Below are 19255 nucleotides of genomic sequence, written 5' to 3' on the forward strand. Positions count from 1 at the left end.
GCATACGTATGGACCCTCTTGACGCACTCGACGACTCGGCGGCCGCTGCGGCATTTCGCCGCCTCGTCCGGCATTTGCGCCATCGCAGCGACGCACAGAACGTCGATCTGATGGGCCTGGCCGGATTTTGCCGCAACTGCTTGTCCGACTGGACGGCGGAGGCGGGCGGCCTGTCGAAGGACCAGGCGCGCGAAGCCATTTACGGCATGTCCTATGCCGATTGGAAGCGCGATCATCAGCTGGAGGCGACGCCCGAACAGCTGGCGCGCATGGAAGAAAGCGTCCGCCGCAACGCGGCCTGATGCATCCTGTCCCGGCGGTTCGCCGCCAAAGCCTTGAGCGAAGCGGCGCGATCCCGTAGACGCGCCGCCGCACCCTACAGGGTTAACCGGCCCGCCCCCTCGTGCAGTCGCGAGGGCGAGGCGGAGTCATTTCGATAAGGACGGATCATGGGCGACGAGCGGGGCGAAGGCATGGGCGGCGGTCAGGTGGCAGCGGACGAGCTGCGCCTGCTGATCGAGCGCGCCGAGCGGCTGGAAGAAGAGAAGAAGGGCATCTCGGACGACATCAAGGACGTCATGGCGGAGGCCAAGGGCCGCGGCTACGATCCCAAGGCGATCCGCAAGATCATGTCGATCCGCAAGAAGAAGCGCGAAGAGTATCAGGAGGAGCAGTCGATCCTCGAAGTGTACATGCAGGCGCTCGGGATGCTCTGATCGATTTCCCATTCCGCGAGGGCGCAGGCGGTGGTCACCAAAGGGGATGACGCCTCATTCCTGCGACCCTCCACCCCGGCGAAGGCCGGGGTCCAGTTGTGAGACATGTCGAATGGCGTGCAAACGTCATCCCCCAACTGGATTCCGGCCTTCGCCGGGATGGCAAATTTTGCTGGCACGAGTCCGCATCCGCCTGACGCGGCGTGGAACCTCTTATCAGCCCGCCTCCGCCGGCTCCGTCGTCCACCCCAGATGCGGGATGGTGATCGAGCGCTTGCCCGACAGGTCGGTGCGCATCACGAACAGGTCGCGGCTTTCGATATAGCCGATCAGGCGGCGCACCCGGCCAAGCGAGCTGGTGCCATAGGTCGCCGCCAGCGCCGAATCGGACGGGCAGGGCTTCCCCTCCTTCGCCGCGCGGGCCACCAGCAGGAACGCGCCCAGCATGTCGTCGGGCAGGGTGCCGCCCAGCGCGATCGCGTCGACCCATTCGGGGTCCTCGGGATCGTAGATGCCGGCGCGGGCGCAGGCGAGGCGGCGGGTGAAGCCCGGCAGGTCGAGTGGCGGCCGCGCCAGCCCGGCCATGCGGCAGCGCACCTGGAAATCCTGGAACAGGGTCGGCCCGGGCCGCAGCGATGCGTCGGGATCGGCGACGATCGCGCGCAGCGCCTCGGCATAGATGGCCTCGACCTCACCCGCGTCCTTTTCGGGCAGCGGCGTCGGCGGCGGCGCGGGCGGCCGCGCGATATCGGCCATCAGTTCGCCGACCGGCACCAGCCGGGGCCGCGCCTCGAAGCTCATGGGCAGCTCGGGGGCGGCGGGTTCGGCGAGCAGGTCGGCCAGCTCCACCGACTTGGCGTCGGGCAGGGGCGTCAGCTTCGGGCTGCCCGAACGGGCCGAGGTCTCGACCGCGCCGATCCGCACGTTGATCGGCCGACGCGACACGGCAGGCCCCAGCGCCATAAACTGGCCGCGCGCGAGATCGCGAATCGCCTCCGCCTGGCGCCGCTCCATGCCGAGCAAGTCGGCGGCGCGCGCCATGTCGATATCGAGAAAGGTCCGGCCCATCAGGAAGTTGGACGCCTCGGCCGCGACATTCTTGGCCAGCTTGGCGAGTCGCTGGGTCGCGATCACGCCGGCCAGCCCGCGCTTGCGCCCCCGGCACATCAGGTTGGTCATTGCCGACAGGGAGGCGCGCCGCACCTCCTCGGCCACTTCGCCGCCGGTGGTGGGGGCGAAGAGCTGCGCCTCGTCGACCACGACCAGCGCCGGATACCAATGTTCGCGCGGCGCGTCGAACAGCGCCTGGAGGAAGGCGGCGGCGCAACGCATCTGCCCCTCCGCCTCCAGCCCTTCGAGGCTGAGGACCACCGAGGCCCGATGCTCGCGCAGGCGGGTCGCCAGCCGTGACACCTCGGGAATGGAATAATCGGACGCCTCGATCACGACATGGCCATAGGCGGGGCCGAGCGTGACGAAATCGCCCTCCGGGTCGATCACCACTTGCTGGACCTGGCCGGCCGAGCGTTCGAGCAGGCGGCGCAGCAGATGCGACTTACCCGATCCCGAATTGCCCTGCACGAGCAAGCGGGTGGCGAGCAATTCTTCCAGGTCGAGCCCGACGGCGCTGCCACGCTCGTCCAGCCCCATGTCCACGCGTACCGTCATGAGTGCGCCCATTTGGCCCAAGCGGCCGGTTGGCGAAAGCCCCTTTCACGGTTTAAGGGCAAGCCATCATCGCAGAGGCGTATCATGGCAGGTCACAGCAAGTTCAAGAATATCATGCATCGCAAGGGTGCACAGGACAAGAAGCGGTCGAGCATGTTCTCCAAGCTCTCCCGCGAGATCACCGTCGCGGCGAAGATGGGTCTGCCCGATCCGGACATGAACCCCCGCCTGCGCGCCGCGATCAACGCCGCCAAGGCCCAGTCCATGCCCAAGGACAATATCCAGCGGTCGATCGACAAGGCCGCCAAGGGCGACACGGAAAGCTACGAGGAAATCCGCTACGAGGGGTTCGGCCCCGGCGGCGTGTCGCTGATCATCGAGGCGCTGACCGACAATCGCAACCGCACCGCGACCAATGTCCGCACCGCCGTGTCGAAGAATGGCGGCAATCTGGGCGCGTCGGGCTCGGTCAGCCATGGCTTCGACCGGATGGGCCTGATCTCCTATCCCGCCACCGTCGGCGATGCCGAGAAGGTGTTCGAGGCGGCGCTGGAGGCGGGTGCGGAGGATGTCAGCTCGTCCGAGGACGGGCATGAGATCTGGACCGCGGTCGCCGACCTGCACGAAGTCGCCAAGGCGCTGGAGCCGGTGCTGGGCGAGCCGGAGGGCGCGAAGCTGGCCTGGCGGCCGCAGACCATGGTCGCGGTCAACGAGGACGAGGCGGCGACCCTGTTCAAGCTGATCGACACGCTGGACGATGACGACGACGTCCAGACCGTCTGGGGCAATTACGAGGTCTCCGACGACGTGATGGCGAAGCTGGGCTGAGCGGCGGCGGATGATCATCCTCGGCCTGGACCCGGGATTGGGCACGACCGGCTGGGGCGTGATCCGGGCCGAGGGCAATCGCCTGTCGCACATCGCCAACGGCCAGATCAAAACCGAGCCGTCGATGCCGCTGCCGCGCCGGCTGACCAACCTCTATGCCGCGCTGATCGACGTGATCCGCGCCGAACGGCCGGAGGGCGCGGCGGTGGAGGAGGTGCTGGGCAACACCAATGCCCAGTCGACGCTGAAGCTGGGCCAGGCGCGCGGCGTCGTGCTGCTGGCGGCGGCGGGCTCGGGTCTGGCGATCGGCGAATATCACCCCAGCGTCGTCAAGAAGGCGGTGGTCGGCACCGGCGGCGCGGACAAGCGCCAGATCCAGGCGATGATGGCGCATCTGCTGCCCGGCGCGAAGCTCGCCGGGCCCGACGCGGCGGACGCGCTGGCGGTGGCGATCACCCACGCCCACCACGTCGCCAGCGCCGCCGGCATGGCCCGGCGCGCGCGGGTGATGGCGTAGTAGGTCGGACGGCAATCTCCGCCGGTTCCCGGCGAAGGCCGGGGCCCCGTCGGGAAGGCTGATGTAATCGAGCGTCGCGCCTCGGCACGCGCGTTCCCCGACCGGGGCCCCGCCTTGGCGGGGGAAGGAAAAGGGGCGCGGGCGGGGGCGTCATACCGTCCTGCACTGCACCCGACAGCAAGACGCCGCCGGTCCGCTGGGACCGACGGCGTCCGCTTCGCACAGTCGAAGGGGTCAGGCCGCGAAGGTGACCCGCGTGCGGGTGCGGCGGCCGCGCAGCGTCACGCCCATCATCGCGAAGCCGGTCAGCATCAGCGCCCAGCTGCCGGGCTCGGGGACGAGCGAGGCGAACTGGCGATAGATGCTGGCGGTGGTGGCGACGTAGTTCGGGTTGCGCAGCACGTCGACACTGGTGTTCCAGCCCATCGCGTCATAGGCGGCAAGGTCGAGCGCGGTCACTTCGCCTTCCTGGCCGAAGCAGAAGGTCGGGTCGAGGATGCCGATCTGCCCGGTGCAGCCGACCGCGTCCTTCCAGTGCGAAGCCTGGTCGCCGTCGCCATTGTAGCGGCCGGTCGCCAGCTTGTTGCCGAACAGCGCAGTCTTGCCGCCGTCGATCGAGAAATAGGCCTCGCTGCCGACGCTGAGGTCGAGCACGTCGGGCTTGCCGCGCACCGCGCGCGTCGAGTCGGCGCTGTAGCGGAACATGTCGAGCGCGCTGTAGATCGAGGTGTCGTTCAGGCTGTAGCCGAGCGTGCCGGCGCCCGGGCCGTTGCCGCCGTACACATCGAGGAAGTCGACGCCCGACACGAAGCCCAGCGCATGGCCGATCTCGTGGATGGCGACGCCGATGAAGTCGAAGGTGTTCGCCGAGATGCCGTCGGTCGGATCGAAATCGAAGCCGAAGGTGCTGCTGAACGTGATGTTGCCGTCGATCACCGGATTGTTGGCGCCGACGATACCGGTCGCCTTGGCCAGTGCGGTGTTCATGTACAGCGTCTTGCTGCTGGTCGTCGAGCCATCGATGAACTGGGTATAGGACAGGTCGTCATTGCCCGCCGCGTCGGTGCCGTTCGACACCAGCTTCACGCCGCCCTGGCTGTTCAGGCTGGGCAGCACGACGGCGCGGTCGAGCAGCGAATCGCTCTTGGTGGCGGCGATGCCGCGCTCCCAGCGCGCCACCGACACGTCGGTGCGGGCGCTGCCGGTCGAGCCGATGACGTTGGGGGCGAGCGGGGCGAACTTGACGTTCAGGTTGATCGTCACGTCGTTGGTCAGCACCGAGCCCCAATAGGCGGCGGCGATGTTGAAACCGGCCTCGGCCGCCGAACCCTTCACGCCGCCAACGTCGATGAGGTTGAAGGTCGCCGCCTGGGCGCCGGTGGACGCGACGCACAAGGCGACGCCGCAGCAGAACAGATGCTTCAGCTTCATGGTAACCCCTTTGGTTGACGAACCCCCATCCCTGGCAGGCTTCGTTAATGTGATATTAACCATTGGGTCAGCGAGGCTGTCAATGCATTTTGAACGAAAATGTCATCGATAAAGCCATGTTCTACCGTATCTTGTCGCGATCTCCTGAGGAAAGGTGACAGCTTTGTCCTCCGGCGGAACCGACATGCCGGCGAATCGTTGTAGCGCGCCTATAACCGTTCTGGCTGTAAATGGGGCCGGACTGGAGCTAGTGCCCAGCCTGATTGCGCAGGAACAGGCGGTGTGGCGGTGCAGCAGGCTCCTGGGGTGCGGATTTCCTGATGCAGGCGCGAAGGCTTCGGTTATCGTCCTGGAATGACGAACCAAAGCGCATCCCTCCTGCCGATGATCGCCGCCCTGAAAGCCGCCACGGCGGCAAAGGACCGGACCGCCACCAATGCGGCGGCGGCGGCGCTGCTCCAGGCGCGCGCACCGTTGGGCGCACAGTGGCGGGCGCTCGCCGAACTGATGCGGGTCAGCGGCGAGTTCGGGCTGGCGCACCGGGCGATGGACGCCTTCGTCGCGGCGGCGGGCGGATCGCCCCAGGCGCAGTTCGCCAAGGTGGTGCTGCTGACCCAGACCAACCGGTTGCGCGAGGCGCATGCGCTGATCGCGCGACTGCCGGTCGACGTGCCGGATCGGGCCGGCCATGCCTATGTGCGGGGCAACACGGCGGTGACTTTGGGGCTGGTCGAGGAGGGGCCGCGAGCAGCTCGAACAGGTGCTCGGCGCGCGGCCGGGCTGGGGGCCGGCCTGGCTGTCGCTGGCCGCGACCGTCCATCTGCGCGACCATCCCCTGGGCGAGCGGATGCTGGCCGAGGCGAAGGCGGCGGAGGGACAGGCGCCCGGCGATTATGCGCGCTTCTGCTATGCGCTGGGCAAGCTCCACGCCGATCGCGGCGAAACCGATGCCGCCTTCGCCGCCTATGCGCGCGGCGCGGCGCTGCTCAAGGCGGAGCGGCCCTATAGCCGTGCCGGCAACGAGGCCAATGCCCTGGCGGCGCGGAGCGGGTTCGAGGGCGACTGGTTCGAGCGGATGCGCGCACGCCAGACGATCGCCACCGACCGCCCGATCATCGTCACCGGCCTGCCGCGATCGGGCACGACGCTGGTCGAGCAGATCCTGACCAGCCATAGCGCGGTGGCGGACGGCGCGGAGATCAGCGTCGCGCACCAGGTCGCGGTCGCCACCGGCGGCGTGTCGGCCGAGGCGATCGCGCGGCATCTGGCGGCGGGCGGGTCGCTGGAGGCGATGGCGGGCCTCTACCTCCACCTCCTGTCCGAGCGGTTCGGGACGGCGGGGCGGATCGTCGACAAGACGATCGACAACAGCCGCTTCCTGGGGCTGATCGCGACGATGCTGCCCGATGCGCCGCTGATCTGGATGCGCCGCGATCCGCTCGACAGCGCCTGGTCCTGCTTCCGCACTTTCTTCATCCACGGCGTCGGCTGGAGCCACGACCTGGGCGATATCGCGCATCATTTCCGGCTGGAGGACCAGTTGCTCGCCTATTGGCAGGCGCGGCTGGGCGACCGGTTGCTGGTGGTGCCGTTCACCGACTTCGTGACCGATCCGGAGCCGTGGATCGGCCGGCTGCTCCGCCATTGCGGGCTGGCCGACGAACGTGCCGCCTATGACTTCCACCAGACCGACCGGGTGGTGGCGACGGCGAGCAGCCTCCAGGTCCGCCGGCCGATCAATCGCGACGGGCTGGGCGTGGCGGAGCCCTATCGCCGTCACCTAAAGCCGTTCGTCCGCGCCTATGCGGCATGACCCCGGACACGAAGCGGCCCGACGCTGCGACAGCGCCGGGCCAGGAGGCTACGCCTAGGGAGCATTCCAGGCGATAGGGTACGGCGGTCGCCCGCCGAAAGGGGTCAGAGGCCGTTGCCGGGGGCGGTCTCGTTACCGAGCGTGTCGTTGACCAGGGCGTCGTTGCCGAGCGCGGCATTGTCGGCGGCCAGCGGTTCGTCGGTCGCGGTGAGGTTGTCGGCCAGGTCGGCATCGGTCACGTTCAGCGCGGCATTGCCGTCGCTCGTCTCCGCCTTGGGCCCGCAGGCCGACAAGCCGAGCGTGGCGGCTGCGAGCAGCGGCAAGATGGTCCGGGTCTTCATCCAAATCCTCCTGTTGAAATAATGAAGCGGTCAGGTCAGCGCCTCGCGCAGCCGCTCGCCCTCGGCACGGCTCAGCCGAATCGCCTCGGGCTGGGTGACGATGCTGTCGGGCGGCACGTCGGACAGCAGCCAGACATTGCCGCCGATCGTCGTGCCGCGGCCGATCGACACCCGACCCAGGATCGTCGCGCCGGCATAGATGACGACATCATCCTCCACGATCGGATGCCGGGCATAACGGTCGCGCGGGGCGAGATCGGTGGTGCCGGCCGGCGTCCGCGCGCCGAGCGTGACATGCTGGTAGAGCCGCACCCGCTCGCCGATGATCGCGGTCTCGCCGATAACGACGCCGGTGCCGTGGTCGATGAAGAAATGACCGCCGATCGTGGCGCCCGGATGGATGTCGATGCCGGTGCGGCCATTGGCCAGTTCGGACACGATCCGCGCCACGATCGGCGCGCCCAGTTCATAGAGCGGATGGGCGATGCGGTGGTGCAGGCTGGCGATTGCGCCCGGATAGCAGATCAGGATCTCGTCGACGCTGCGCGCGGCGGGGTCGCCCAGGAACGCCGCCTCGACATCGCTGTCGGTCAGGCGGCGCACCTCGCCCAGCGTCGCGGCGAACAGGCGGACGATCAGGCTGGCCTGGTCGGGGTCGAAGCGCGCCTGCGACTCGTCCTGCCAATAGGCGAGTTCATGGCCAACCTCCCGTTCCAGCTCGACCAGCGCGGCCATCAGCTTGGCGGCGACGAACCGGTCCTCATCCTCAGGGCGGCCGCGATAGCCGCCGATCCGCTGCGGGTAGAGCGCGGCGGACAAGAGCTCCACCGCCCGCTCGATCGCGCCCCGGTCGGGGAAGCGACTGATCGCCACCGGATGCCGGTCGCGCCAGGCGCGGCGCGCCGAGGCGAGGCCCTGCATCGCCTCGTCGATCGCGGAACCGCTCGCGGGTGTATCGAGGTGGACGGGGATGGTCATCGGGAGCGGCTCCTTTCGAACCGGAGCATATCCCATCAATCTAGTAGGGATAACAAGAAAAGCTTGATGCCCGGCAAAAGCGGCTTGGCGCGGTGGTGACGGCGCGGCTTCGCTCTTCTACCAGTCGCGCATGATCGCACATCTCAAGGGCCGTCTCGATTCGACCGGTATCGACCATGCGGTGATCGATGTCGGCGGCGTCGGGTATCTGATCGGGGCCTCATCGCGCACGCTGGCGGCGATCGGGCCGGTGGGCGAGGCGGCGACGCTGTTCACCGAAATGCTGGTGTCGGAGGATTCGATCCGGCTGGTCGGCTTCGCCTCGGCGGGCGAGCGCGACTGGTTCCGGCTGCTGACCGGCGTACAGGGCGTGGGGTCGCGCGTGGCGCTGGCGATCCTGTCGGCGCTGGAGCCGGGCGAGCTGGCGCGGGCGGTGGGCGCGCAGGACAAGGCGATGGTCGCACGCGCCAACGGCGTCGGGCCCAAACTGGCGGAGCGGATCGTCCGCGAGCTGAAGGACAAGGTCGGTGCGATCCCGCTCGGCCCCGCCGCGATCGGCCAGGCGGCGCCCGTCGGTGCGTCCGCCGATGCGGTGTCGGCGCTCCTCAATCTGGGCTTCCGCCCCGCCGACGCGACGACGGCGGTGGCGGCGGCGGAAGAGGAGCTGGGCGGCACCGCCAGCCTCGACGCGCTGGTCCGCCTGGCGCTGCGCAAGGCGGCGAAGTAGCGGCGCTAGCGGCTGCTGCCGATCAGGCCGATCCCCACCGCCGTCGCGACGCCGGCGAGGAGGATCGCCGCGATCATCAGCGCACCGTCGCGGACCAGCAGCGCCAGACCGAACGCCGCGATCGCCGCCATCGGCGCGGTGCTGGCGAAGGGCAGGAGTTCGAGCGGCGGCACCGTGAGCGCCAGCCCGATCGTGGCGAGCGCGGCGATACGGACGAACGGCCCCTGGGTCAGGGCCGGCAGGCGGCCGTGGAACCAGCGGTCCGCCACCCCTGCCACGCCACGCAGCTTGGCGGTGGCGCGGTGCACCGTCCCGGCGGAGGCGGCCCGCTTGCCGATGACGTGCGGCAGCCAGAGATGCTTGCGACCGACCAGCATCTGCGCGGCGAAGAGGATGATGATCGCCGCCAGCACCGTGGGCAGGCCGGGAATGCCGCCGATCGGCGAGATTTCGATCAGCGCGGGCACCAGCAGGAAGGGACCATAGGACCGGTTGCCGAACGCCGCGACGGCATCCTCCAGCGAGACGCGCGACTGGCGGTCCGCCAGCGTCTCGAGCTTGTCCAGAATGTCGCCGACGCTGCGGGGGTCCTCTGCCATGGACCCGCAACGTGGGGTCGGGCGCGCCGGTTCCTCTCTCGACCTGAGCGGCGGGTGCGGCTACGGAACGAAGCGTGACCGACGACCGCATTCTCTCCGCCAGCCGCCGCCCCGAGGATGTGGATGCCGCGCTGCGCCCCAAGAGCCTGGACGATTTCGTCGGGCAGAAGGCGGCGCGCGAGAATCTGCGCATCTTCATCCAGGCGGCGCGCGGGCGGGGCGACGCGCTGGACCACGTGCTGTTCTTCGGCCCGCCCGGCCTGGGCAAGACGACGCTGGCGCAGATCATCGCGCGCGAGATGGGCGTCGGCTTCCGTGCCACCTCCGGCCCGGTGATCGCCAAGTCGGGCGATCTCGCCGCGCTGCTCACCAATCTCGAGGATGGCGACGTGCTGTTCATCGACGAGATCCACCGGCTCCAGCCGGCGGTGGAGGAGGTGCTCTATCCGGCGATGGAGGATCGCGCGCTCGACCTGATGATCGGCGAGGGACCGTCGGCGCGCAGCGTGCGGATCGACCTGCCGCGCTTCACGCTGGTCGGGGCGACGACGCGCCAGGGGTTGCTGACCACGCCGCTTCGCGACCGGTTCGGCATTCCGGTGCGGCTGCAATTCTATACGGTCGAGGAACTGATGCGCGTGGTGACTCGCGCCGCCGGGCTGCTCGACCTGGGCATCGCCCCGGATGGCGCGACCGAGATCGCGCGGCGCGCGCGCGGCACGCCGCGCATCGCCGGGCGGCTGCTGCGCCGGGTGCGCGACTTCGCCGATGTGGCGGGCGCGCCGGTGGTCGATGCGCGGATCGCCGACGCCGCGCTCACCCGGCTGGAGGTCGACTCGCTGGGGCTGGACGCGATGGACCGGCGCTATCTGCACATGATCGCCGACATCTATCGCGGCGGGCCGGTCGGGGTGGAGACGCTGGCCGCCGGCCTGTCCGAGCCGCGCGACACGATCGAGGAAGTGATCGAACCCTATCTGATCCAGCTTGGGCTGGTCGCGCGCACCGCGCGGGGCCGCGTGCTGAATGCCGGGGGCTGGAAGCATCTGGGGCTGAACCCGCCGGCGGGGTCGCAGGACGGGCTGTTCGACTGACGCTACGGCCGGGGTCGGTCGCGCCATCCCCGACCATTTGCACCGTGGCATCCGTGCCACAGTTCTGGTAGCTCATGCGGCCATGCTCGCCACCGCCGCCGCCTCCGCCCGAGAGATCCTGGTCCGTCTCCATGACGTGATGGCGTCGCGGATGCCGGCGCAGGCCAAACTCAACCAGGTCGTCAACATCATCGGCGAGGAGACGGACAGCGAGGTCTGTTCGATCTATCTGCTGCGCGAGGGCGTGCTGGAACTGTTCGCCACGCGCGGGTTGGCGCAGGAGGCGGTGCACGTCACCAAGCTGGCGCTGGGCGAGGGGCTGGTCGGCACGCTGGCCGAACGCGCCGAGATCCTGAACCTGGACGAGGCGGCGAGCCATCCGGATTTCCGCTACATGCCGGAAACGGGCGAGGAGCGGTTCCACAGCTTCGCCGGCGTGCCGATCATCCGGCGCGAGCGGGTGGTGGGCGTGCTGGCGGTGCAGCATGTCGACCAGCGCCGCTATCAGGATATCGAGATCGAGGCGTTGCAGACGGTGGCGATGGTGCTGTCCGAACTGATCGCCAATGCCGGGCTGATCGACGTCGCGACCACCGGCGCGCACCGGCCGCAATCGACCGCCTCGGTCCGCATCCCCGGCCTGAAGCTGGTCGACGGCATGGGCCAGGGCTGCGCGGTGTTCCATCAGCCGCGCATCGTCGTCGAGCATACCGTCGCCGAGGATACCGATGCGGAGCGGCACCGCGTCTATGCCGCGTTCGACAAGATGCGCGAGCAGATCGAGCGGATGACGCGCGAGGCGGAGTTCGGCGTGGGCGGCGAGCATATGGAGGTGCTCGAGACCTACAAGATGTTCGCCTATGACGAGGGGTGGAGCCGCCGGATCAACGAGGCGATCGACAGCGGCCTGACCGCCGAGGCGGCGATCGAGCGGGTGCAGCAGCGCACGCGCCAGCGGATGCGCCAGATCGACGATCCGCTGCTCGCCGACCGGATGCACGACCTGGAGGACCTCTCCAACCGGCTGCTCCGCATCGTGTCCGGGCAGATGGGCACCGCCGCGCAGCTTGGATTGCGCCAGGACACGATCCTGATCGCGCGCAACCTGGGGCCGGCCGAGCTGCTGGAATATGACCGCCGCCGGTTGAAGGGCGTGGTGCTGGAGGAAGGCTCGCTGACCGCGCACGTCACCATCGTCGCGCGGGCGATGGGGGTGCCGGTGCTGGGCCGGGTGCGCGACGTGCGCCGCCTGATCGCCGAGGGCGACGTGCTGCTGCTCGACGTGACCGAGGGCAATGTCTTCGTCCGCCCCTCCGCGGCGATGGAGGAGGCGTTCGAGGCGAAGCTGGCGGTGCGGCAGAAGCGGCGCGCGGCCTTCGCGGCGCTGCGCGACCTGCCGCCCGAGACGAAGGACGGGCACCGCGTCACGCTGATGGTCAATGCCGGGCTGCGGGATGACGTCGCGGCGCTCGACCTGACCGGCGCGGACGGGATCGGCCTGTTCCGCACCGAGTTCCAGTTCCTGGTGTCGGCGACTCTGCCGCAGCGCGAACGGCAGCAACGGCTGTATCGCGAGGTGCTGGAACAGGCGGGCGACCGGCCGGTGGTGTTCCGGACGATCGACATCGGCGGCGACAAGGCGCTGCCCTATCTGAACGTCGAGGCGGGGACCGAGGAGAATCCGGCGATGGGCTGGCGCGCATTGCGCCTCGCCCTGGAACGCGACGGGCTAATGAAGGCGCAGGCACGTGCGCTGCTGGAAGCGGCGGCGGGGCGGACGCTGAACGTCATGTTCCCGATGGTGTCCGAACCCTGGGAGTTCGACGAGGCCAAGGCGTTGTTCGAGGCGCAGCGCGTGTTCCTGGCGGGACGCGGCAAGCGGTTGCCGAGCGAAATCCGCTATGGCGCGATGCTGGAGGTGCCGGCGCTGGCCGAACAGCTCGACCTGCTGCTGCCCGAGGTGGAGTTCCTGTCGATCGGCACCAATGACCTGACGCAATTCCTGTTCGCCGCCGATCGCGCCAATCCGAAGCTGGCGGAACGCTATGACTGGCTGTCCGCCTCGATCCTGCGCTTCCTCCACCGGGTGGTGCAGGCGGCGCGGCCGGCGGGCGTGCCGGTGGCGGTGTGTGGCGAGATGGGCGGGCGGCCGCTGGAGGCGATGGCGCTGATCGGGCTGGGCATCGATCGTCTGTCGATCACCCCGGCGGCGGTCGGGCCGGTCAAGGCGATGATCCGATCGCTCGACCATGCCGAACTCACCGCCTGCGTCACGGGCCTCTTGGCCAAGCCACGGCGCGACATGCGCGCGGTGCTGACCGAATGGGCCATCGCGCATGGGGTCGAGCTGAACTGAACGTATACGGACGGGCCGTGGGGAAGCTGCGGCCGGTCGAGTCGGGCCGGTCGCAAGGCCGGTAAAGCGCGCCTGCCCCGCGTTGACACTGGCCGGACGGTCTGGAAGATGGGTCGGCGGCAAGGGTTGGTGCCCCGCAGCGGAGTGAATGGATGAACGAGCCCGAGCACGGCGAGACCGCGACGGCCATCGGGCCCGACCGGGTCGGTGACCGTTTGCGCGCCCTTCGCGAGGCGCAGGGGCTGTCGCTGGCCGAGGTGGGGCAGCGCACGCGCGTGCCGCTCCGCCATCTGGAAGCGATCGAGGCGACCGATTTCGCCGCCTTGCCCTCGCCGACCTATGCGGTGGGGTTCAGCCGCGCCTATGCCCGTGCGGTCGGCGCGGACGAGGTGCAGGTGGCCCAGGCCGTGCGCGCCGAACTGGCCAAGGTCGATCGTCCGCCCGAATATCGCCCCTATGAGACCGCCGATCCGGCGCGCGTGCCCGCGCGCGGGCTGGCGATCGTGACGCTGGGCTGCGCGCTGGCGATCGTGATCCTGGCGGGCCTCTGGTTCGGCACCGATCTGTTCCGCGGCGGTGGCGGCAGCGAGAGCGCGGTGTCGCCCGGCCCGTCGTCGAGCGTCGCGGTGCCGCCGCGCGCGGTCGCGCCGACCCCCAGCCCGACGCCGTCGCTGGCCGAGGGGCAGGTGCGCCTAGCCGCCGGGGCGAACGAGGTGTGGCTGCGCGTCTATGACGCCGACAACAAGACGCTCTATCTCGGCACGCTGGCGCCGGGGGCGAGTTTCGACGTGCCGCGCGACGCGCGCGGGCCGAAGATCAATGTCGGCCGGCCGGACGAGTTGCAGATCACCGTCAACGGCACCGCCATCCCGCGCCTGGGCGATGGCAAGCGGCCGATCAAGGATGTGCCGGTCGATGCCGCCTCGCTGGCGGCGCGGCTGAACGGCGCGGCCGCGACGCCTGCGTCGAGCACGACGCCGAGCGCCGCGCCCCGCCCGGTCGCGGCACGCCCCGCGCCGGCCGCGCCCGTGGCGACGACGGGGGCGGAGTCGATCGCTCCGACCGCCGCCGGAACCGGCAACGTCACCGAATAACCTGCTTCTTCCGATCCGGACACAAGGGCCCTTGTCGATGCGTATCCCCGTCCTTCTGCTCGGCGTCGCGATGCTGACGCTGCCCGGCCTCGCGCCTGCGCCCGTGGCGGCGCAGCCGACCAATCTGGACGGGCGGGTCAACCGCCTCGAAAGCGAGATGCGCGCGGTGCAGCGCAAGGTCTTCCCCAATGGCGGCGGACAGTTGCTCCAGCCCGAGGTGGTCGCGCCGACCCGGCCGGTCGAGGCACCGGGTACCCCGGCGGCGGGGGCGCTGGTCGACCTGACCGCGCGCGTCACCGCGCTGGAGGAGCAGATCGCGTCGCTGACCGGCCAGGCGGAGCAGAATGGCTATCAGCTCCGCCAGTTGCGCGAACAGTTCGAGGCCTATCAGCGTGCGACCGATGCGAAGCTGACGGCGATGGGGCCGCCCCCGGCCACGACGCCTGCGCCCAACGCCGGCGGCATGGGCGGCGGCGACGATCCCGCGCCGATCGCGCCCGCCAAATCCTCCGGCCCGCCGCCCAAGGGTGCGTCCGAGGCCTCCACCGCCAAGGCTGCCGATCCCGGCCGGGCCGCGCGCGTGGCGGCGGTGCCGCGCCCCAAGAGCGCCGACCCGGCCGAGGACGCCTATCTCTATGGCTATCGTCTGTGGGAGGCGAAATTCTATCCTGAGGCGCAGGCTCAGCTCAAGAAGACGGTCAACGACTATCCGAAGAGCAAGCGGGCCAGCTATGCGCAGAACCTGCTCGGCCGCGCCTATCTGGACGACGGCAAGCCCAGCCTCGCCTCCATCGCTTTCTATGAAAACTACAAGAAGATGCCGGACGGCGACCGTGCGCCGGACAGCCTGCTCTATCTGGGCGAGGCGCTGACCCGGCTCGACAAGCCGGCAGATGCCTGCAAGGTCTATGACGAACTGTCCGATGTCTATGCGGGCAAGATCGCCGGCATGAAGGCGGACATCGCCAAGGGGCGCGCCGCCGCCAAGTGCAAGTAGCGCGCTTCGCCGCCGACTGGGCGGCGTCGCTCGGCCGACCGGTGGACCCGCGCGAGCGGATGGCGCTGGCGGTGTCGGGCGGGGCGGACAGCATGGCGATGCTGGCGCTGGCGGCAGGCGCCTTTCCCGGCCGGGTGATCGCCGCGACCTTCGACCATGGCCTGCGGACCGCGTCCGCCGGCGAGGCGGCGATGGTGGCGGACTGGTGCCGGGCGAGCGACGTGCCGCATCGCACCCTCTACCCCCGCCCAACCCTTGCCGCGCACCAATGTCCAGGCGACGGCGCGGCGCGCGCGCTATGCCGCGCTGCTCGACTGGGCGGCGGGGGCGGGGGCATCGGTGCTGGCGACCGCGCATCACGCCGACGATCAGGCCGAAACCTTCCTGATGCGCGCCAATCGCGGCAGCGGCCTTGCCGGCCTTGCGGGCGTGCGGCCGCGCCGGACCGAGACGCTGGCGGACGGCCGGCAGGTCATGGTGCTGCGACCACTGCTCGGCTGGCGGCGGGCGGAGTTGCGGGCGGTCGCAAAGAGGGCCGGGCTGCCCTTTGTCGACGATCCGTCCAATGGCGATCCCCGCTACGACCGCGCACGGATACGTGACCTGCTGCGGGGGCAGGACGGGATCGATCCGGCGCAATTGGCGCGATCGGCGGGCTGGCTGGCGGAGATGGACGCGGATTGGCGGCTGCTCGCCGACCTATTTTGGGCCGAGCGGATGGAGCAGGATGCGCCCGACCGGTTGCGCCTGTCCGTGGTCGGACTGCCGCGCGGAATGCGCCGCGATCTGGCCCGGCGGGCGATCCTGGCGACGCGCGAATCGGCCGGCCTCGCCGCGCCGGGGTTCGACATGGCCAGCAATATCGAGTCGCTGCTGGATGCCCTGGATTTGGGACGAACGGCGACGCAGGCCGGCCTGATCGTGAAACCGATCACGGATATCTGGATTTTTATGCCGGCTCCACCGCGCAAGACTGGCTGATCGACGCGAATGCGCCGCTTTGTTCCATTGTCATTAACCCCGGTGCGCTTATCTTGTCTGCTGAAAGGTAGCCCATGAACGACAACGACAAGCAGCCTGGCGGCAGCGGTGGCAATCCCTGGATGAAGAGCCTCCTCATCTGGGTGGCGATTCTGCTGGGCCTCGCGCTGTTCGTGACGATGGTCGACGGCCGCAGCGCGACGCCGCGCGGCACCGCGATCGATTATTCGGCGTTCCTCGACAAGGTCGACGAAGGCACGGTGAAGAACGCGGTCATCTCGCGCGACGCGATCACCGGCCAGCTTTCGTCCGGTGAGGCCTATCGCACCTCGCCGGTGCAGGACTCGACCCTGATCCCGCGCCTGCGCGAGAAGGGCGTCAGCTTCACCGCCAAGACTGATGACGGTCCGTCGGTGTGGATGGTGCTGCTCTACCAGTCGCTCCCCTTCCTGCTGTTCCTGGGCATCGCCTTCTTCGTGCTGCGCCAGATGCAGAAAGGCGGCGGCGCGAATGGCGCGATGGGCTTCGGCAAGAGCCGCGCCCGGATGCTGACGCAGAAGGAAGGCAAGGTCACCTTCGACGATGTCGCCGGCATCGACGAGGCGCGCGCCGAGCTGACCGAGATCGTCGACTTCCTGAAGGACCCGACCAAGTTCGCGCGTCTGGGCGGCAAGATCCCCAAGGGCGCGTTGCTGGTCGGCTCGCCCGGCACCGGCAAGACGCTGCTGGCCCGTGCGATCGCGGGTGAGGCGGGCGTGCCCTTCTTCACCATCTCGGGTTCGGATTTCGTCGAGATGTTCGTCGGCGTCGGTGCCAGCCGCGTCCGCGACATGTTCGAACAGGCCAAGAAGTCGGCGCCGTGCATCGTCTTCATCGACGAGATCGACGCGGTCGGTCGCCATCGTGGCGCGGGCCTGGGCAATGGCAATGACGAGCGCGAGCAGACGCTGAACCAGCTGCTGGTCGAGATGGACGGCTTCGAGGCGAACGAGGGCATCATCATCGTCGCGGCGACCAACCGTCCCGATGTGCTCGATCCCGCGCTGCTGCGTCCGGGCCGCTTCGACCGCCAGGTCGTGGTGCCCCGCCCGGATATCGAGGGTCGCGTGAAGATTCTCGAAGTCCATATGAAGAAGGTGCCGCTGGCTCCCGATGTCGACTCGCGCACCATCGCGCGCGGCACGCCGGGCTTCTCGGGCGCGGATCTCGCGAACCTGGTCAACGAGGCGGCGCTGATGGCGGCGCGCAAGGGCAAGCGCCTGGTCGCCATGGCCGAGTTCGAAGAGGCCAAGGACAAGGTGATGATGGGTGCCGAGCGGCGCTCGATGGTGATGACCGACGACGAGAAGCGGATGACCGCCTATCACGAGGCGGGCCATGCCATCGTCGCGCTACACGAGCCGGCCTCCGATCCGATCCACAAGGCGACGATCATCCCGCGTGGTCGTGCGCTGGGCATGGTGATGCGCCTGCCGGAGCGGGACAGCTACAGCTATCACCGCGACAAGATGTACGCCAATCTGGCGGTGTCGATGGGCGGCCGCGTCGCCGAAGAGGTCATCTTCGGCTATGACAAGGTGTCGTCGGGCGCGTCGGGCGACATCCAGTACGCCACAGGCCTTGCCCGTGACATGGTCACCAAATGGGGCATGTCGGACAAGGTCGGGCCGGTCGAATATGCCCAGCCCGAAGGCGAGAGCTTCCTCGGCTATTCCTCGTCGCAGCCGGTGCGCATGTCGAACCAGACCGCGCAACTGATCGATGACGAGATCAAGTCGATCGTCGAGGGCGGCCTGCATCGTGCCAAGCATGTGCTGACCGAGCATCTCGACCAGCTTCACCTGCTCGCCGGCGCGCTGCTCGAATATGAGACGCTGTCGGGTGACGAGATCAAGAAGCTGATCGCGGGCGAGGAGATCGGCCGGGTCGACCAGGGTCCCAAGGCCCCGGCGATGAAGGCTGCTGGGACGTCGATCCCGAAGACCCGCCGCACCCCCGGGCCGTTCGGCAACCCGACGCCGCTGGGTGCCTGATGTCTCCGGACCGGCATCGTCGTTCATGACGGTGCAAGGACCAATCGTTCATGGGCCGGCCTTCCCACAGGAAGGTCGGCCCATGTTGCGTAAGACCCATGTTTTTGCAGCGCTTTTTGCCGTGATGCTCGGTGCCGTGCCGGCCGGCGCGGCGATGACCACCGGCACCTTCGTCGCCCGCGCCAACACGCTTCGGGCCCAGGGCTTCGCGGCCCTGCTGTCGCCCGATTTTCAGGTCCTGAAAGAGGAGGCGCGCGTGGCCCGGCAGCAGTTGAAGGCGGAGAGTGAAGCGCGCGTGAAGGCCGGCAAGCGGCCGATCGCCTGCGTACCCGATGGCGAGACGATCGGCATCGAGGAGATGCTCGACGAACTGGCGCGCCTGCCCGCCGCCGACCAGCGCAAGCCGTTGAAGGATGGCTATGCCCGCGTGCTGTCGCGGCGTTTTCCCTGCTGACGCCTGACTCTATGAGCTGGAGATAGTGCGGCCGCCGTCGTGCGTCCGGGTCACCGACATATTCTTTCCATACAGCCGGCGGGCATGGCGTGTCGGCCGTTATTCGGCGGGTTGTCAGGGTTGCCTGCCAGGCATCTGGTCGACCCGATCCATCCTGTCCGCTGACGCGATCGACGGTAAGGCCCATGGCGCGGCAATATCACAGGGCTTGACCGACATTCGGCGCGGCCACGCATCGGCGACGCCTCCATGGGGGAGCGACAATCTCAATGATTGCCACCTGCGCCGCGATCCGGGATGATGCGCGCCATGCCCGCCCCGTCCCTGAATGCCCCGCCGGGCGGCTTTGTCGGCCCGGTCAAGCGATCGATCACCATTGCCGGCCACCAGACCTCGATCAGCCTGGAACCGCTGTTCTGGGCCCTGTTGGAACGATGCGCGGTGGACCGGGCGCTGCCGCTGTCCGCGCTGGTCGCCGAGATCGATGCCTTGCGGATCACGGCGGAAGAGCCACCCAATCTCGCTAGCGCCTTGCGGAGTTGGCTCCTAGGCGAGTGTTTACGGCAACATGAAAATGGTTCGCAATTGCGTTGACAGTGCGAGGCACTCGCAATAATTGCCGCCCTGG

The 19255-nt window shown here is 69.0% G+C and carries 20 protein-coding genes and 1 pseudogene; 15 read left to right on the forward strand and 6 right to left on the reverse strand.

Annotation, left to right across the window (positions count from 1 at the left end):
* Positions 1-8: 8 nt before the first annotated feature.
* Positions 9-302 carry a DUF1244 domain-containing protein gene (locus tag QE452_RS17990; RefSeq protein WP_309659978.1) on the forward strand — a complete coding sequence of 98 codons (294 nt, stop codon included), beginning with the start codon at positions 9-11 and terminating at the stop codon, positions 300-302.
* A gap of 147 nt (positions 303-449) precedes the next feature.
* Positions 450-716 (forward strand): DUF2312 domain-containing protein, encoded by a 267-nt coding sequence (locus QE452_RS17995; RefSeq protein ID WP_125993521.1) that lies wholly within the window; start codon positions 450-452, stop codon positions 714-716.
* A gap of 216 nt (positions 717-932) precedes the next feature.
* Here QE452_RS17995 and QE452_RS18000 read toward each other — a convergent pair whose 3' ends face one another.
* On the reverse strand, positions 933-2384 hold the full coding sequence (locus tag QE452_RS18000; protein ID WP_309659977.1) for an ATP-binding protein: 1452 nt from the start codon (positions 2382-2384) through the stop codon (positions 933-935).
* Positions 2385-2468: 84 nt separating this feature from the next.
* Here QE452_RS18000 and QE452_RS18005 point away from each other — a divergent pair, with 84 nt between their 5' ends.
* Positions 2469-3212: a YebC/PmpR family DNA-binding transcriptional regulator gene (locus tag QE452_RS18005; RefSeq protein WP_309659976.1), complete on the forward strand. Its 744-nt coding sequence runs from the start codon at positions 2469-2471 to the stop codon at positions 3210-3212.
* A 10-nt stretch (positions 3213-3222) separates the two neighbouring features.
* On the forward strand, positions 3223-3729 hold the full coding sequence (ruvC, locus tag QE452_RS18010; RefSeq protein ID WP_125993518.1) for a crossover junction endodeoxyribonuclease RuvC: 507 nt from the start codon (positions 3223-3225) through the stop codon (positions 3727-3729).
* Between the two features lie 234 nt (positions 3730-3963).
* Here ruvC and QE452_RS18015 read toward each other — a convergent pair whose 3' ends face one another.
* Both QE452_RS18015 and QE452_RS18020 read right to left on the reverse strand, forming a co-directional pair.
* Positions 3964-5160, reverse strand: coding sequence for an NF038122 family metalloprotease (locus tag QE452_RS18015; protein ID WP_309659975.1), 1197 nt, complete (start codon positions 5158-5160; stop codon positions 3964-3966).
* 341 nt (positions 5161-5501) lie between these two features.
* Positions 5502-5759, reverse strand: coding sequence for a hypothetical protein (locus tag QE452_RS18020; RefSeq protein WP_309730469.1), 258 nt, complete (start codon positions 5757-5759; stop codon positions 5502-5504).
* Between the two features lie 161 nt (positions 5760-5920).
* On the opposite strand from QE452_RS18020, the gene QE452_RS18025 reads away from it, so the two are divergent.
* A complete protein-coding gene (locus QE452_RS18025) occupies positions 5921-6973 on the forward strand; it encodes a sulfotransferase (RefSeq protein WP_309730472.1) in 1053 nt (350 codons plus the stop codon).
* A 104-nt stretch (positions 6974-7077) separates the two neighbouring features.
* On the opposite strand, the gene QE452_RS18030 is transcribed toward QE452_RS18025, so the two are convergent.
* Together QE452_RS18030 and epsC are read right to left on the reverse strand one after the other, a co-directional pair.
* Positions 7078-7314 carry a hypothetical protein gene (locus QE452_RS18030; RefSeq protein ID WP_309659973.1) on the reverse strand — a complete coding sequence of 79 codons (237 nt, stop codon included), beginning with the start codon at positions 7312-7314 and terminating at the stop codon, positions 7078-7080.
* Between the two features lie 30 nt (positions 7315-7344).
* Positions 7345-8292 carry a serine O-acetyltransferase EpsC gene (gene epsC, locus QE452_RS18035; protein WP_309659972.1) on the reverse strand — a complete coding sequence of 316 codons (948 nt, stop codon included), beginning with the start codon at positions 8290-8292 and terminating at the stop codon, positions 7345-7347.
* 130 nt (positions 8293-8422) lie between these two features.
* On the opposite strand from epsC, the gene ruvA reads away from it, so the two are divergent.
* On the forward strand, positions 8423-9019 hold the full coding sequence (gene ruvA, locus QE452_RS18040) for a Holliday junction branch migration protein RuvA (protein ID WP_125993514.1): 597 nt from the start codon (positions 8423-8425) through the stop codon (positions 9017-9019).
* A 5-nt stretch (positions 9020-9024) separates the two neighbouring features.
* On the opposite strand, the gene QE452_RS18045 is transcribed toward ruvA, so the two are convergent.
* Complete coding sequence (locus QE452_RS18045; protein WP_309659971.1) at positions 9025-9618, reverse strand: exopolysaccharide biosynthesis protein; 594 nt, start codon at positions 9616-9618, stop codon at positions 9025-9027.
* 74 nt (positions 9619-9692) lie between these two features.
* Here QE452_RS18045 and ruvB point away from each other — a divergent pair, with 74 nt between their 5' ends.
* The 9 genes and pseudogenes from ruvB to QE452_RS18090 all read left to right on the forward strand — a co-directional run bounded on the left by ruvB (position 9693) and on the right by QE452_RS18090 (position 19221).
* A complete protein-coding gene (gene ruvB / locus QE452_RS18050) occupies positions 9693-10712 on the forward strand; it encodes a Holliday junction branch migration DNA helicase RuvB (RefSeq protein WP_125993512.1) in 1020 nt (339 codons plus the stop codon).
* Positions 10713-10794: 82 nt separating this feature from the next.
* A complete protein-coding gene (gene ptsP, locus QE452_RS18055) occupies positions 10795-13068 on the forward strand; it encodes a phosphoenolpyruvate--protein phosphotransferase (RefSeq protein ID WP_125993511.1) in 2274 nt (757 codons plus the stop codon).
* A 152-nt stretch (positions 13069-13220) separates the two neighbouring features.
* Positions 13221-14162, forward strand: a complete 942-nt coding sequence (locus tag QE452_RS18060; protein WP_309659970.1) for a RodZ domain-containing protein — start codon at positions 13221-13223, stop codon at positions 14160-14162.
* A gap of 37 nt (positions 14163-14199) precedes the next feature.
* Positions 14200-15159 (forward strand): hypothetical protein, encoded by a 960-nt coding sequence (locus QE452_RS18065; protein ID WP_309659969.1) that lies wholly within the window; start codon positions 14200-14202, stop codon positions 15157-15159.
* 98 nt (positions 15160-15257) lie between these two features.
* Positions 15258-15335, forward strand: a pseudogene (locus QE452_RS18070) (hypothetical protein); the annotation flags it as partial.
* A 79-nt stretch (positions 15336-15414) separates the two neighbouring features.
* The gene (gene tilS, locus QE452_RS18075) at positions 15415-16140 is read left to right on the forward strand and encodes a tRNA lysidine(34) synthetase TilS (RefSeq protein ID WP_309730475.1); all 726 of its coding nucleotides are present in this window, start codon (positions 15415-15417) and stop codon (positions 16138-16140) included.
* 74 nt (positions 16141-16214) lie between these two features.
* Positions 16215-18173: an ATP-dependent zinc metalloprotease FtsH gene (ftsH, locus tag QE452_RS18080; RefSeq protein ID WP_309659967.1), complete on the forward strand. Its 1959-nt coding sequence runs from the start codon at positions 16215-16217 to the stop codon at positions 18171-18173.
* 82 nt (positions 18174-18255) lie between these two features.
* On the forward strand, positions 18256-18627 hold the full coding sequence (locus QE452_RS18085; RefSeq protein WP_309659966.1) for a hypothetical protein: 372 nt from the start codon (positions 18256-18258) through the stop codon (positions 18625-18627).
* A gap of 297 nt (positions 18628-18924) precedes the next feature.
* Positions 18925-19221 carry a ribbon-helix-helix domain-containing protein gene (locus tag QE452_RS18090; protein ID WP_309659965.1) on the forward strand — a complete coding sequence of 99 codons (297 nt, stop codon included), beginning with the start codon at positions 18925-18927 and terminating at the stop codon, positions 19219-19221.
* The last annotated feature ends 34 nt before the right edge of the window (positions 19222-19255 follow it).

The organism is Sphingomonas sp. SORGH_AS_0438, assembly GCF_031453475.1.
In the GTDB taxonomy this organism is placed as follows: domain Bacteria; phylum Pseudomonadota; class Alphaproteobacteria; order Sphingomonadales; family Sphingomonadaceae; genus Sphingomonas.

Coding starts and splice junctions, on each gene's coding strand:
- QE452_RS17990 (WP_309659978.1), top strand. CDS start 9: ATGGACCCTCTTGACGCACTCGACGACTCGGCGGCCGCTGCGGCATTT.
- QE452_RS17995 (WP_125993521.1), top strand. CDS start 450: ATGGGCGACGAGCGGGGCGAAGGCATGGGCGGCGGTCAGGTGGCAGCG.
- QE452_RS18000 (WP_309659977.1), bottom strand. CDS start 2,384: ATGACGGTACGCGTGGACATGGGGCTGGACGAGCGTGGCAGCGCCGTC.
- QE452_RS18005 (WP_309659976.1), top strand. CDS start 2,469: ATGGCAGGTCACAGCAAGTTCAAGAATATCATGCATCGCAAGGGTGCA.
- ruvC (WP_125993518.1), top strand. CDS start 3,223: ATGATCATCCTCGGCCTGGACCCGGGATTGGGCACGACCGGCTGGGGC.
- QE452_RS18015 (WP_309659975.1), bottom strand. CDS start 5,160: ATGAAGCTGAAGCATCTGTTCTGCTGCGGCGTCGCCTTGTGCGTCGCG.
- QE452_RS18030 (WP_309659973.1), bottom strand. CDS start 7,314: ATGAAGACCCGGACCATCTTGCCGCTGCTCGCAGCCGCCACGCTCGGC.
- epsC (WP_309659972.1), bottom strand. CDS start 8,292: ATGACCATCCCCGTCCACCTCGATACACCCGCGAGCGGTTCCGCGATC.
- ruvA (WP_125993514.1), top strand. CDS start 8,423: ATGATCGCACATCTCAAGGGCCGTCTCGATTCGACCGGTATCGACCAT.
- QE452_RS18045 (WP_309659971.1), bottom strand. CDS start 9,618: ATGGCAGAGGACCCCCGCAGCGTCGGCGACATTCTGGACAAGCTCGAG.
- ptsP (WP_125993511.1), top strand. CDS start 10,795: ATGCTCGCCACCGCCGCCGCCTCCGCCCGAGAGATCCTGGTCCGTCTC.
- QE452_RS18060 (WP_309659970.1), top strand. CDS start 13,221: ATGAACGAGCCCGAGCACGGCGAGACCGCGACGGCCATCGGGCCCGAC.
- QE452_RS18065 (WP_309659969.1), top strand. CDS start 14,200: ATGCGTATCCCCGTCCTTCTGCTCGGCGTCGCGATGCTGACGCTGCCC.
- ftsH (WP_309659967.1), top strand. CDS start 16,215: ATGAACGACAACGACAAGCAGCCTGGCGGCAGCGGTGGCAATCCCTGG.
- QE452_RS18085 (WP_309659966.1), top strand. CDS start 18,256: ATGTTGCGTAAGACCCATGTTTTTGCAGCGCTTTTTGCCGTGATGCTC.
- QE452_RS18090 (WP_309659965.1), top strand. CDS start 18,925: ATGATGCGCGCCATGCCCGCCCCGTCCCTGAATGCCCCGCCGGGCGGC.